The 13,882-nt window shown below is 36.3% G+C and carries 11 protein-coding genes and 1 pseudogene; 7 read left to right on the forward strand and 5 right to left on the reverse strand.

Annotated features, from left to right (window positions below; genetic code table 11):
• Window positions 1-104: 104 nt before the first annotated feature.
• Window positions 105-1,721, reverse strand: a complete 1,617-nt coding sequence (locus tag BM012_RS21170; protein WP_061802716.1) for a glutamate/serine transporter AimA — start codon at window positions 1,719-1,721, stop codon at window positions 105-107.
• A 160-nt stretch (window positions 1,722-1,881) separates the two neighbouring features.
• Between BM012_RS21170 and BM012_RS21175 the strand changes: the two are divergent.
• Window positions 1,882-2,334: pseudogene (locus BM012_RS21175) on the forward strand (FecCD family ABC transporter permease); the annotation flags it as partial.
• 12 nt (window positions 2,335-2,346) lie between these two features.
• Here BM012_RS21175 and BM012_RS21180 read toward each other — a convergent pair.
• Complete coding sequence (locus BM012_RS21180) at window positions 2,347-3,051, reverse strand: MerR family transcriptional regulator (protein WP_061802717.1); 705 nt, start codon at window positions 3,049-3,051, stop codon at window positions 2,347-2,349.
• Window positions 3,052-3,065: 14 nt separating this feature from the next.
• Window positions 3,066-3,383: a magnetosome magnetite crystal formation protein family gene (locus tag BM012_RS21185; RefSeq protein ID WP_061802718.1), complete on the reverse strand. Its 318-nt coding sequence runs from the start codon at window positions 3,381-3,383 to the stop codon at window positions 3,066-3,068.
• 144 nt (window positions 3,384-3,527) lie between these two features.
• On the opposite strand from BM012_RS21185, the gene BM012_RS21190 reads away from it, so the two are divergent.
• Window positions 3,528-4,496 (forward strand): 2-hydroxyacid dehydrogenase, encoded by a 969-nt coding sequence (locus BM012_RS21190; RefSeq protein WP_061802719.1) that lies wholly within the window; start codon window positions 3,528-3,530, stop codon window positions 4,494-4,496.
• A 34-nt stretch (window positions 4,497-4,530) separates the two neighbouring features.
• On the opposite strand, the gene BM012_RS21195 is transcribed toward BM012_RS21190, so the two are convergent.
• Complete coding sequence (locus tag BM012_RS21195) at window positions 4,531-5,319, reverse strand: GNAT family N-acetyltransferase (RefSeq protein ID WP_061802720.1); 789 nt, start codon at window positions 5,317-5,319, stop codon at window positions 4,531-4,533.
• Window positions 5,320-5,501: 182 nt separating this feature from the next.
• Between BM012_RS21195 and BM012_RS21200 the strand changes: the two genes are divergently transcribed.
• The 5 genes from BM012_RS21200 to BM012_RS21220 all read left to right on the forward strand — a co-directional run bounded on the left by BM012_RS21200 (window position 5,502) and on the right by BM012_RS21220 (window position 13,353).
• The gene (locus tag BM012_RS21200) at window positions 5,502-7,406 is read left to right on the forward strand and encodes a PTS mannitol transporter subunit IICBA (RefSeq protein ID WP_061802721.1); all 1,905 of its coding nucleotides are present in this window, start codon (window positions 5,502-5,504) and stop codon (window positions 7,404-7,406) included.
• 85 nt (window positions 7,407-7,491) lie between these two features.
• Window positions 7,492-9,582, forward strand: coding sequence for a BglG family transcription antiterminator (locus BM012_RS21205; RefSeq protein WP_061802722.1), 2,091 nt, complete (start codon window positions 7,492-7,494; stop codon window positions 9,580-9,582).
• 5 nt (window positions 9,583-9,587) lie between these two features.
• A complete protein-coding gene (locus BM012_RS21210; RefSeq protein WP_061802723.1) occupies window positions 9,588-10,733 on the forward strand; it encodes a mannitol-1-phosphate 5-dehydrogenase in 1,146 nt (381 codons plus the stop codon).
• Between the two features lie 369 nt (window positions 10,734-11,102).
• Window positions 11,103-12,518 carry an MDR family MFS transporter gene (locus BM012_RS21215; protein WP_061802724.1) on the forward strand — a complete coding sequence of 472 codons (1,416 nt, stop codon included), beginning with the start codon at window positions 11,103-11,105 and terminating at the stop codon, window positions 12,516-12,518.
• Window positions 12,519-12,678: 160 nt separating this feature from the next.
• Window positions 12,679-13,353 carry a vWA domain-containing protein gene (locus BM012_RS21220; RefSeq protein WP_235606108.1) on the forward strand — a complete coding sequence of 225 codons (675 nt, stop codon included), beginning with the start codon at window positions 12,679-12,681 and terminating at the stop codon, window positions 13,351-13,353.
• 50 nt (window positions 13,354-13,403) lie between these two features.
• Here the strand turns inward: BM012_RS21220 and BM012_RS25970 are convergent.
• Window positions 13,404-13,882 (reverse strand): 3D domain-containing protein (locus BM012_RS25970; protein WP_208608088.1); only part of this gene is annotated, 479 nt, incomplete at its 5' end.

The raw sequence follows: 13,882 nt of genomic DNA on the forward strand, positions 1-13,882 counted from the left end.
CCTAATAAAAAACCTTCTTTTCTCCCTTAGAGAAAAGAAGGTAAGAAGAAAACGAATCTCCTGACAGTTCAATAGTATAATAATCAATAAGATGAACTATCTATTTATTTTTCATTCACACGCTCTTTTTGAGCTGCACGTAAGGCGTCATTCACTTTGCGCCCTTCATCTAAAGATTCACTTTCAATTCCGCTCTTAAGTGCCCAAGCGTAGAAGAAAAGAGAAAGTACAGTAATTAGAAGCATGTCCCATCCGTACTTAATAACATTTAGTCCACCAAACTTCTCGCTTCCCAGCCAAGAGATGACTACCATTGAGAGAAGATAAACAACCATCCAAGCTCCAGCTTTGAAATTCTTCTTAAAGTCTTTCCAGTTATTTTTGGCTTGATAATAAAAATAAATTGGAAAGCCGATTAAGATAATAAACAAAACTTGTCCTGTTAACGGCCAACGTGCCCAATAAAGAGTTAAGGAAGCAAAAATGAAACCAAGTGGTGCAATAATGCTTAATCCTTTTAAACGCAAGGGACGGTATAAATCTTTACCGATTTTTCGCAACGTCATAACAGTAATTGGACCTGTCAGATATGAAATAAGGGTTGCAACTGAGATAATTTCAGCTAACACTCCCCATCCTCTGAATAAGAATAAGAAAATTAAAGATATGCCTAAGTTCACAAACATCGCTTGACGAGGAATTCCATAAAGGGGATGTAATCTACCAATGAAGCTTGGCAAGTATTTGTTCTTTTCCATTCCATAAAGCATACGAGCTGTTGTCGCCGTATACGTAATTCCTGTACCTGAAGGAGACACAAAAGCGTCAGCATATAGTACAATAACAAGCCAGTTAATTCCCAGCGCAATTGCTAAATCGGCGAACGGTGAATTGAAGTTCAAGTGACTCCATCCGTTTACAATTGCTGAAGGATCAACAGCGCCGATAAAGGCTACTTGAAGAAGTACATAAATTACAGTAGCAATTAAGATAGAGCTAATAACAGCAATCGGAATAGATTTACCTGGATTTTTAGCTTCGCCAGCCATATTAATAGGGCTTTGGAAACCATTAAAAGCAAATACAATTCCAGATGTCGCAACAGCCGTTAGAACACTAGCCCATCCACTAGGTGCAATGCTGTCTCCCGCTGTGAAATTTCCACTATTAAATCCAACAAACAACAGAGCACCAATTGTTAGCCCTGGGATTACAATTTTAAAAATGGTAATAATTGAGTTTGCTTTAGAGAACAAACCAACTGTCCAATAGTTTAGGAAGAAGTACACAAGTAAAAGGGCTGTTGCAACAAGTAATCCTTTACCTGTAAGTGTTCCTTCTTTTACTAGAGCGCTTGTCCACTGTGCCCATTCCCAAGGCCATGAACTCATATATTGAACTGAAGCAACTGCTTCAACAGGAATAACAGAAACAATAGCAATCCAGTTTGCCCAAGCAGCGATAAATCCTAGGAAAGAGCCATGTGAGTATTGTGTATATTTGACCATCCCCCCAGCTTCAGGAAACATTGCACCAAGTTCACTATAAGAAAGAGCAATCATACCAATAACAATCATACCAATAATCCATGAGAAAATAGCGGCTGGGCCTGCTATTTGAGCAGCTCTCCAAGCTCCGAAAAGCCAACCTGAACCAATGATTGAGCCAAGCCCAACCATGATAAGCGAAAAAGTACCCATATTGCGATTTAAATTGTTCATAAAATTAGCACCTTTCAATATCATTTGAAAATTAAACGCAAAAAAAGCTAAATCTTGGTGAGTAGAAAATCATAGATGTGTGATATCACGACCTTTTCGCTAAGTTTTCACTATTATATCATCTTTTTTTAATTTTCTGTATTTGTTGATAGGTTTTCATATTTGGCTATCAGGAAGTATTTGGGGAACAAGTTGGACATTTGTATTGGCCATTTTGCCATGTATTGTTCTTCTCATACCTTTCGCATTGTACAAATCACGCTATTTAAACGTGTTGAATTTAGGGGATCAAGTAGCCACAGGGCTTGGTACAAAAGTTGAAAAAGAGCGTAGAACTTTGCTTATTGTTGCGGTTGCCCAAGGAGAAAGTTCTGTTTCAGTTGGGGGAGGAATTGCTTTTCTTGGGCTTGTAGCTCCTCATTTAGGAAGAAGATTAGTAGGTCCACGTCATGAGCGTTTTTTACCAGTGAAAGCCTTGATAGGAGCATTACTTCTGCTTGTTTCAGATACATTAGCAAGAAATATTTTGGCCCCTTCGGAAATCCCTGTTGGCCTTGTTGTAGCGGTAATTGGGGCACCGTATTTTCTTTATTTATTAATAAGGAAAGCTTAGAAGACCAGTCTTTTAAGACTGGTCTGTTTGATGTTCTGGCAAAGACTTCAAAAATCTCAGCTCCTTTTCAGTAAAAGGGTTAAAAATTTCATTAGAAATGGCAAGAGAAGTTGGAGAGAATTTATCTTCTATAATTGTTCTACTTATAAGGTCTTGTATATTAGAATACAGCTGTCTGGCTTGTGAGGAAGAAGGAGAAAGATCTTTTGCTGCTAGGTATTTTAGTTCTGTATAAAGAGTAAAGTACTGCTGATCAAGCTTTTTTCTTTCTTCTTCTGTAAAGCTTTGGATGAAAAGCTCACTCTGACTATGTTTCTCTCTTTCATTCCAAAGTAAAGAATATAGAACAAAACAAAATAAGCGAAGATCAATATTCTGATGATTGGATGTTACTGTTTTAATATGATACAAGGCAGAAATTGTTTTCTCAATTGAATTTCGTTCCTCTTTAAGGTGAGCTAGTTTAGAATCAATTGCTATATGCAAGGTTTCTTGTTCAACAGAGCTCTTATCTAATAGACTTTTAATTTCTTTTAAGGAAAAGCCTATTAATTTTAAAGATTGAATCTGCTGTAAACGCATGACATCTTCTTTTTGATAGAGCCGATGTCCGCCTTCCTTATAATGGCGTGGATTAAGAAGACCAATCTTATCATAGTAGCGTAATGTTCGAATAGTTACCTCTGTTTTAGCTGCAAGTTCCCCAATTGTTAACATCTTTATCACCTTCTTTACTTTAAATATGGAAGAGCCCAATACTTGTAAGGTTTATGAATTAATATGGAAATCATGGCATTTAAAATAAAAAATGATTCAATTATGAGAATGATATATGAAAATGACTTAAATGAAGAGGGAAGAATATAGCTAACTAAAAATAATGGGAAAATAGTTAGGTGGAAGTTTAAAGCTTTACGACTTGTTTCTCTATAAAAAGCCTTCTTTTTTCTAGAGGCAAGAAACATAATAAGTGGTGGAATAAACCCTAAAATAAGGGAAGTTCCAAGCATTAATTGTACCATGACTTTTTCTTTTCTTCTTACGTTCATTGTTTTTCATCCTTTCTTCTCTTTTATTATTGAGTGTAAAGGGTGACGTAAGGGAAGGTTCAAGACGCTATTTTGTTGAATCACTTTTAAAGGGCACTGTATAGTAAAAGAAGAAACAATAATGGGAATAGGGGAGGAGAAAATATGGGGGAATATAAAATTGTTGTCACACGAAAAATTCCTGATGAATCGTTAGACATTATGAAAAAGTATGGAGAATTATATATATGGCCTGAAGAAGAAATAGCAATGCCTTACGAACGATTAAAAGAAGAAGTCTGTAATGCTCATGCTCTTTATACAAATGTAGGAGATAAGATTGATCGCGAGCTTTTAGAAAGTGCGCCGCATTTGAAAGTGATAAGCACAATGGCTGTTGGTTTTGATAACATTGATATGGAATATGCTAGAGAACGAGGAATTGCTGTTGGTCATACGCCTTCTGTTTTGAATGAAACAACCGCAGACTTAGCCTTTACATTACTTATGGCAGCAGGTCGGCGCATTGTTGAGGGAGCAGACTATATAAAAGAAGAAAAGTGGAAAAGCTGGGGACCGATGCTGTTAACAGGACAAGACATTTATGGAGCGAGACTTGGTATCATTGGTATGGGAAGAATTGGTGAAGGTGTTGCCCGTCGAGCTCTTGGATTTAATATGGATGTTGTGTATTATAACCGAAATCAAAAGCCTCATATTGAAGAGGAAATAGGTATTACATACTGCGAGCTTACAGATCTTCTTCAAACGTCCGACTTCATTGTATTGCTAGCTCCAGGCTCTGAAGAAACAAGACATATGATAGGTACAGAGCAGTTTCAGTTAATGAAAAAAAGTGCTGTGTTTATTAATGTTTCGCGTGGAACGAACGTAGATGAACAAGCCTTGTATAAGGCATTAAAAGAAGGGGGAATTTGGGCTGCTGGCCTCGACGTATTTGAAGAGGAGCCTATTTCTGCTTCTCATCCGCTTCTTTCTCTTCCTAATGTAACAGCAGTGCCTCACATTGGCAGTGCGAGTATTGCAACTCGCAAGAAAATGGCTATGATGGCTGCAGAAAATTTAGTTGCTGGAATACAAGGGGAGAAACTACCGTTTGAAGTTCAAGCATAGAAATAGAAACATGCTCAAACATTTGAGCATGTTTTTATTTTCTCGCAAAAACCGTATAAGTTTTAGGCGTGTGAAACCCAAGCTTTTTAGCGAGGTGGTTAGAGTTTTCATTGTTAAGATCACAATCCCAACGAGGCGTGAGTTTCTGTTTTAAACAGTGCTTAATGAAGGAATGAGCCACTTTAGTTGCTAGCCCTTTTCCTTGATGTTGCGGAGATGTTGAAATATCTATTTCAGCAAATTTTCCTCCACGAAAAATAGTCGTACAAGTGCTTAAAATATTTTGATGATGATCAACTACACAATATCCAAAACCGTTATGCAAGAAGTTATGAACAGATCCCCAATACTCCTTATAGTAGGCTTCATGGAACTCCTTGTGCTCTCTGATGTAGTAGTAATTTATTTCTTTAATGGAAGAAGAGGAAGGGCAAAAAGGAAAATCCAAACTATACGCACAAGGGTCAAAGTCAAAAGAGCATCGCTGTATTTCTTTACAATGACCTCCGATTGTATCGCGTATTTTTTGATCTGAAATTTTGTTGGGAGAAAAGAAAGTAAGCCGATTTACTTTATCCTTGGCTTTTTGAGAGAGATAATCTTTAAACCACGAACAAAAAAGTGAATGATTTAAATCCCCATCCGCAAAATAAAGCCCTGAACGAGTTTTGAGTAAGAACATATCAATTGTGGAACAACTACTAACAAAAATGTCTCCTTCTATGACACCGTGTGCAACAGCATAAGCAAATGTTGGTGAGAGAGGATTCTTATTTAAAAAGGGAATTATTTTTAAGAAATCTAACTTTGTTAATTTAAACATAATTTTCCTCCTAAAAGATAGAATTTGAAGAAGATTATGTAGTTGAGAGCCATTACAAAAGCTTTGTCTTCTTCTCTGCGACAAAGTTAGTTTTCTTCTTTGTTGAATGAAAGCGATTCATATCCTAACATTATAGCTGTAGTTATTATAAGTCTTAATACACAAAGAAAGGAAGAGAGCACATGGCTCAATCAAATATAAAAGTTGCTGTACAGAAGTTCGGTAACTTTCTAAGCTCAATGGTAATGCCGAATATTGGTGCATTTATTGCTTGGGGGCTTATTACAGCACTATTTATTGAAAAGGGTTTCTTTCCGAATGAAAGCCTTGCCAAGTTAGTTGATCCAATGGTCACGTATTTACTTCCTTTATTAATTGGATACACAGGAGGTAAGCTTGTTCACGAGCAGCGTGGAGGAGTTGTGGGAGCTATTGCAACAATGGGGGTTATTGTTGGTTCTGGTATCCCAATGTTTCTCGGTGCTATGATTATGGGACCGCTTGGCGGTTATGTTATTAAAAAGTTTGACCGTGCAATTGAAGGGAAAGTTAAAACTGGTTTTGAAATGCTTGTTAATAACTTTTCAGCGGGGATTCTTGGTGGTATCTTAGCTATCTTAGCATTTCTAGGAGTTGGACCTGCTGTTGATACTTTTACAGGCTGGTTAATGGCTGGTGTAGACTGGATGGTTGCTCACGGTCTTTTACCATTAACAAGTATTCTTATTGAACCTGCAAAAGTATTGTTCTTGAATAATGCAATTAACCATGGAATTCTCTCTCCAATTGGAGCTGAGCAAATTCGTACAGATGGCCAGTCTATTCTACTGCTTCTCGAAGCAAATCCAGGGCCTGGTTTAGGAATTCTCCTTGCTTATGCATTCTTTAGCAGAGGATTAGCAAAACAATCTGCACCAGGGGCAGCTATTATTCATTTCTTTGGTGGGATTCATGAAATCTATTTTCCTTACATCTTAATGCGTCCATTATTAATCGTTGCAGCTATTTTAGGAGGCATGAGTGGAGTATTCACCTTTGTATTACTTGGTGGAGGGTTACAAGCTATTGCATCTCCAGGAAGCATTTTAGCAATTCTTGCAGCAACACCAGGTGGCGCCTATATGGCAAACATTGCAGGTGTCCTTGTTGCTACTATCGTTTCATTTGCAGTTGCATCACTAATTTTAAAAACTGGAAAAGAGAAAGCAGAAGACATTGAAGAAGCATCTAAAAAAATGCAGGAGATGAAAGGGAAAAAGAGCTCTGTAGCAAATACCCTTACAACCAACCAAGGAGCTATGCCAAACAACGTTCAAAAGATTGTTTTCGCATGTGATGCTGGTATGGGTTCTAGCGCAATGGGTGCTTCACTACTTCGCAAGAAAGTAAAAGAAGCAGGATTGTCTATTTCAGTTACAAACACAGCTATTAGCAATCTACCGAATGATGCCCAAATTGTTATTACACAAGAAGAACTAACACCGCGTGCTCAAAATAAACTACCAGATGCTTATCACATCTCTGTTGATAATTTCTTATCAAGTCCAGAATATGATAAGCTCATTGATAAGTTGAAAAATGATCATGATACACCAACTGAAGAGTTAGTGGAAGAAGTAGAAAAAGAAGCTGCTCCAGTTGAGCAGGATGATAGCTTATTAAGAAAAGAAAATGTGTTCTTGAATCAGGAATTTGCTAATAAGGAAGAGGCTATTCGATTTGCAGGACGTGTTTTAGTTGATAGCGGATATGTTGAAGAAAGTTACATTGAAGCTATGATTGAGCGTGACAATATGACATCTACTTTTATGGGTAATGATGTTGCTATTCCACATGGTACAGAGGAAGCGAAGAAAGCAGTATTAAAATCTGGTTTCACCGTTCTTCAAGTTCCACAAGGAGTGGACTTTGATGGCGAAAAGGTTCGCTTAATCTTTGGTATTGCTGGGAAAGATGGAACTCACCTTGAAATTTTATCAGGGATAGCAATTACTTGCTCTGATATGGCAAACATCGAGAAAATGGTAAAAGCTGAAACAGCTGAAGAACTAATGGAGCTTTTAAACGGTGAAGGGACTTCAAGCTAATGTATAAAATAGAAAGGCATCTAGGTGCCTTTCTATTTATGCATTTCTGTACTACATTTCACGTTATAAGAAATGAGCTGATATTTTGTTTATAACCTCAAGAGAAAAGGAAATTATTGAGCTGATTATTAAAACATCAGGTAAACATACGCCATTTTCAATTGCAACATTTCTAAATGTTAGTGTAAGAACAGTTCATAGAGATTTGAGAGCTATTGAGAGAGTTCTGAAAAACTTTGATTTAACACTTGAACGAACAAGCGATAATGGGCTAATGATTATTGGAAAGAATGAACGTGTTTTTAAATTAGTTCAAGCGTTAATGCACATTGAACCTGTTGATCAATCACCACAACAGCGCAAGTTAATTTTGCTTTTATCTTTAATAAGAGGTGAAGAATCTCTTAAGCTTCAAGTGCTTTCGCGAGAGCTAGGGGTAAGTACGACAACTTTATCTTCTTATCTAGATGAATTAGCAGAATGGCTTAAAGATTTTAAAGTTACATTGTTAAGAAAACGAGGTGTAGGAGTTAGTCTCCATGGAAGTGAAGAAAGTAAGCGTAAAATGTTAGCCGCTTATTTGCTTATATACTTTGCTGAAGAATTGATTCAAGATTTATTTCATACTGAGAACCTTGGAAATGATAAAAAAGAAGTATTGCACTACCTTAAGGTTCCACATCTGATTAAAATAAAAGAAGCTGTTAATAGAACAATGCAGCTTAGCATTTCAAAACTTGCAGATAGTGATTATATTGGACTAATCGTTCATATTTGTATTGCGATACAAAGGACAAGTGACGGTTTTTTATTAGAAGAGGAATATGACAATTCAATCCGATTTTCACATGAATATAAACTGATTGAGGAGATTTGCTCAGATTTCATTCATAATCATCAAGAAGCATTAACTGAAAAGGATCTTTGCTTTTTAACTATTATTTTTAAAGGCTCCAAACTTCAAGAAGGCTATTATATTTACAATGACAGTATTATCCTTAGTAGCTTAATTAAAAAAATGATTGAAGAGGTTTCGGATCAGCTTCATGTAAATCTTGAAGATGATTTTTCACTTTTTCAAGGTTTGCTTGCTCATATGGAACCATCACTATTCAGAATTCAACAAAAGATGGCTTTGTTTAATCCTCTTACAGAAGATATTCGCAGGAAATATCCCGTTTTATTTATGGCTGTAAGGAATAGCCTTGAAAAACATTTTAAAGAAGTATCATTTCCTGATGACGAAGTAGCGTACTTAGTTCTCCATTTTGGCTCAGCACTTGTTCTGCGTGAAGAAGCAATAGCTTTGAAAGCTTTAATTGTTTGCCCAACAGGGATAGGTACATCTAAGATGCTTGCAAGTCGAGTGAAGAAAGAAGTCATTGAAATTCAGTCTGTTGAAATCTCATCTTTAATGGAGATTCAGAATCGAGATTTATCTCAGTATGATGTGATTATTTCAACTGTGCGACTTCCGTTCACAAATCTTGATTATATTTTAGTCACCCCTCTTCTAAATGATGATGATGTTTCATCAATTCATCAGTTTTTGCAAAATCATATCGGGGACTTAACCAAAAATAAAAGCTATGCCACTATTCATTATGATGAAGCAAACTTTTCATCTCGTTTGAAAAAACCTTTTCGTAACGTATTAAAAGAGTTAGAAGATGTTTATAGGAGTATGGAAGCTATTCTTAATCATTTTACAGTACTCCATTTTAAATCACCCTTCTCTAATCATAAGGAAATTATAAAAAAGGTTGTTCAACAGCAAGAAGATAAAGGCCTGCTATCTCAGAAGAATGAAGTTGTAAAAAAGCTAAAAGAGAGAGAAGAAAAAGGTGGGCTTGGTATTCCTGAAACAGGAATGGCTCTTTTCCATACTAAACATTCTTCTATTGCTACTCTAAGCTTTCAAATTGCTCATCTTGAAGAGGCATGTACTGTTAAAGGGATGGATGGTAAAGACATGGAGGTATGGAACATGTTATTCATGTTAGCTCCAGAGAATTTAAGTACGCGTCAGCAAGAAATCTTAAGTCTTATTAGCACAACACTTATTGAGGATAAAGAAGCAATGATGATTTTTTCTTCATCGAATGAAAACATTATTCGTCAAAAGTTAGAAGAAACATTTTATGAATATCTCCAAAATAATTTAATAAAGGAATGATAAAGATGAAAAAGGCAGTTCACTTTGGTGCAGGAAATATTGGAAGAGGATTTATAGGTGCTTTATTTGCTCAATCAGGATACCATGTTACGTTTGTTGATATTGCCGAGCAAATTATTGAACAACTTAATAGGGATAAAAGTTATCAAGTAAAAACGGCTGCACAACCGCAGGAAGTTATCACAGTAGAGAATGTTTCAGGTTTAAATAATCTTCAGCAAGAACAGGAAGTTATAGAAGAAATTAAAGAAGCAACATATATTACAACAGCAATAGGGCCAAATATCTTGCCACGAATTGCTCCACTTATTGCAAAAGCTCTTGCTGAGCGAGTAAAGTCTAATGAGGAAAAAGTGTATGTTATTGCATGTGAAAATCAAATTTCAGCAACAGATATTCTGAAGGAGCATATTTTAAATGCACTAGAAAATGAGGAAAAAGAAGCTGTTATTCAAAAAGTAAGTTTCTTTAATTCAGCTGTTGATCGTATTGTACCTATCCAAACAGAGCAAGGTTCTTTAGATGTTTTAGTTGAACCGTACTATGAGTGGGTTGTAGAAACAAGCGAAGAGATCCCTCCTGTAGAAGGAATGAAAATTGTCCCAGAGCTTGCTCCTTTCATTGAAAGAAAGCTGTTTACTGTTAATACAGGACATGCTGTCATTGCCTATCTAGGATATCTAAAAGGAAAAGAAACGATTCATGAGACATTACAAGACAGCACTATACATGAAGAAGTGAAGGCAACGTTACAAGAAACAGGGGCTTATCTAGTGAAAGCATATGGATTAGATAAAGAAGATCATAGTGCATACATCGAGAAGATTATTGGTCGCTTTGAAAATCCATACCTTAATGATAGTGTAACAAGAGTAGGACGTTCTCCAATTCGTAAATTAGGTCCTCAAGATCGGTTAGTGCGACCTGCAGTTGAAGCAAAGAAAGCGGGTCTTTCTTATACCCATCTTGCTAAGGCTATCGCAGCTGCATTACTCTTTGCTCCAAAAGAAGATGAAGAAGCAATGAAGTTGCAAAATCTGCTTAAGGAACAAGGGATTGTAGCAGTACTAGAACAAATTAGTGAACTTAATGAAGATGGCCCTATTATGAAAGAAATTGTACAGCATTATGAAAATTTGAAGGGTGAATAAAAGAAGCTGGGGAATTAAATCCCCGGCTTCTTTTATATAAGTTTTCTTCCTTGCATAGGGAAGATTCTAACCACATATGATAAGAAAGATTTTAGAAATGAAATACATAGTTCTAAGCGTATTATAATAAAATTCATAGCAATATATGTTATGATAAAAGACGGAATATATTAGTGCACCATACATTTATCTATTACAAATAGAAAGTCTTTCCCTAGCATAATTAGGTTAAGAAACGGGAAGAGGATAAGTGTACGCATACGTACATAATTTCACTTTATGAAATTTTAGTAAATAGAAAAGTTTATAAATGGTAAAGAGCTTTGCAAAACTAATATGTTAACAATTTAAAAAGAAAGGGAGACATTCATGGAGCAAACTTCAACACATAAACATCACGAATATAGTGTAAAAGTGATTATGACAGTATTGCTTGCGGGCGCCTTTGTCGCTATTTTGAATCAAACGCTGTTGGCAACAGCATTGCCGCATATTATGGCTGATTTGAAAATTGATGCAACAAAAGCACAATGGCTAACAACAGTTTTTATGTTAGTTAACGGGATTATGATTCCTGTTACAGCATTTTTAATCGGGAAATTTTCAACAAGAGGATTATTCTTAACAGCAATGGGCCTATTTGCTATAGGTACGGGAGTTGCTGCTATTTCCCCGACATTTTCTTTATTGCTTGTAGGACGTGTATTACAAGCCGCAGGAGCTGGTATTATGTTACCACTCATGCAAACAATTTTACTTTTAATGTTTCCAATTGAAAAACGCGGAAGTGCAATGGGAATGGTTGGACTTGTTATTGCCTTTGCGCCAGCTATTGGACCAACACTATCTGGATGGATTGTTGATAGCTACTCATGGCGCTATTTATTTTATCTCATTTTCCCAATTGCAATTATAGATATTATTTTCGCGTACTTTGCGCTTAAAAATGTGACAGAGCGTAAAAATCCAACGCTTGATGTTCTGTCCATTATTTTATCTACGCTTGGTTTCGGAGGCTTGCTGTTTGGATTTAGTAATGCAGGATCAAATGGATGGGGAAGTTTATCTGTTTTAGCCCCGCTCATTGTTGGAATCGTAACACTTGTTTTATTTATTGTTCGTCAGTTTAAATTAAAAGAACCAATTTTAGAATTTAGAGTGTTCAAAAATCCGATTTTCACGCTTACAACAATTATTGCAATGATCGTTTTCACAGCGATGATTGGTGGCGCAACAATTTTACCGCTTTACATCCAAGGAATGCTGCACTATAGTGCTTTAAGATCAGGGCTTATCCTTCTCCCGGGAGCTATTCTAATGGGAATTATGTCACCAATTACAGGACGAATCTTTGATAAAGTAGGAGCGAGAGGATTGTCTCTTGTGGGAACAGCGCTTCTAACGATTGGTACACTCCCATTTGTAATATTAGATGATCATACATCAATTACACTTATTACAATTATGTATGCAGTCAGAATGCTTGGGATGGCAATGGTTATGATGCCTCTAACAACGGCTGGCTTAAATCAGCTGCCAAGAGAGCTTATCACGCATGGTACAGCTATGAATAACACAATGCGTCAAGTTGCAGGAGCAATTGGAACAGCTGTCTTAATTACAGTGATGAGTAGTGCAAGTAAAAATGCGGAGACAGCTGATCAGATGATGGCTCAAATTCATGGGGTCAACATGGCATTCCTTGTTACCGCAGTTCTTGCTTTCGTAGCATTATTAATGTCTATCTTTGTAAAAGGCTCAAGAAAAAGTGCTTTAAGTAAATAAGCTATCTATCAAAAGCTGTTCTCCTAGGAGAACAGCTTTTTTACATGAATAAAAATAAAGTTTTGATATAATGAAAAAAAAGGAAAGGGAGAGGGGAGTATAAATGGTAACAATTGATTTATAGAAAGAAAATGTAAAACAAGTTTTAGAGAAAAAGAATATAAGAGGCGTCAAAGCTCGTGTAGGTCTTGTATTAGACATTACAGGATCAATGAGAGCACTTTATAAAAATGGAACAGTGCAGAAAGTTGTAGAACGTATCTTAGCTGTAGCACACGAGTTTGATGATGATGGGGTTTTAGATGTATGGGTGTATGATAACGAATTCTCAAGACTCAAGTCTGTTACTGAACTAGACTTTGAAGATTACGTAAATCGAGTGATTTTAGAAGACGACCTCATTCATAAATTTGGCCGAAACAATGAATTACCTGTTATGGAAGATGTTATTAAAAAATACATAGAAGAGGAAAAAAGTGATTATCCAACTTTCCTTGTCTTTATTAATGATGGAGGGTGTAAGAAAAATATTAAATCTCTTATTGAAAAAAGCGCAGTAAAGCCAATTTTTTGGCAATTTGTTGGTATTGGTAATGGAAACTTTGACTTCTTAAAAAAACTAGATGAGCTAGAGGATCGCATTGTAGATAATGCAAATTTCATACACATTGAAGATATTGAAAGCACCTCAGACCGTGAACTTTATGATCAATTATTAAACGAGTTTCCTTTGTGGCTAAAAGCAGCCAAAAAAAAGGGTGTAATAAAAACCGTGCAAGAGGATAACCGGAAAGAAGGATTTTTCAAGAGAATTTTTGGAATGCAAAGGAAATAAAACATGAAAAAGAGAATATGATATTCATATTCTCTTTTTCTATTATTCTATTAGTTTAAAACTTTAACTTGAACAGTTCTTGAACCCCAGTTTTTAGCTTGATGTTGATCAGCCATAAAGAGATCAATACGGTTACCTTTAATAGCGCCACCTGTATCTCCAGCGATTGCTTCACCATAGCCTTGAACCCATACTCTAGACCCTAATGGAATAATGCTTGGGTCAACAGCAATTACTTTTTGATTAGGATTGCTTTTTAGATCAATTCCTGTTGCTGTTACACCTGAACATCCAGAACAGTCAGCTGTATAAGCTGTAGCTGTAGCTGTAATTGTTTTAGATGCAGTTGCTTGTTGTTGTTGTTGTTGCTGTTGTTGCTGTTGTTGTTGCTGTTGTTGTTGCTGCTGTTGTTGCTGTTGTTGTTGCTGCTGTTGTTGCTGTTGTTGTTGCTGTTGTTGTTGCTGAGCTTGAGCCTCTTGCTGAGCTTGGGCTTGTTGCTGAGCTTGGGCTTGTTGCTGAGCTTGAGCCT

Source organism: Priestia endophytica DSM 13796, from assembly GCF_900115845.1.
In the GTDB taxonomy this organism is placed as follows: Bacteria; Bacillota; Bacilli; order Bacillales; family Bacillaceae_H; genus Bacillus_I; species Bacillus_I endophytica.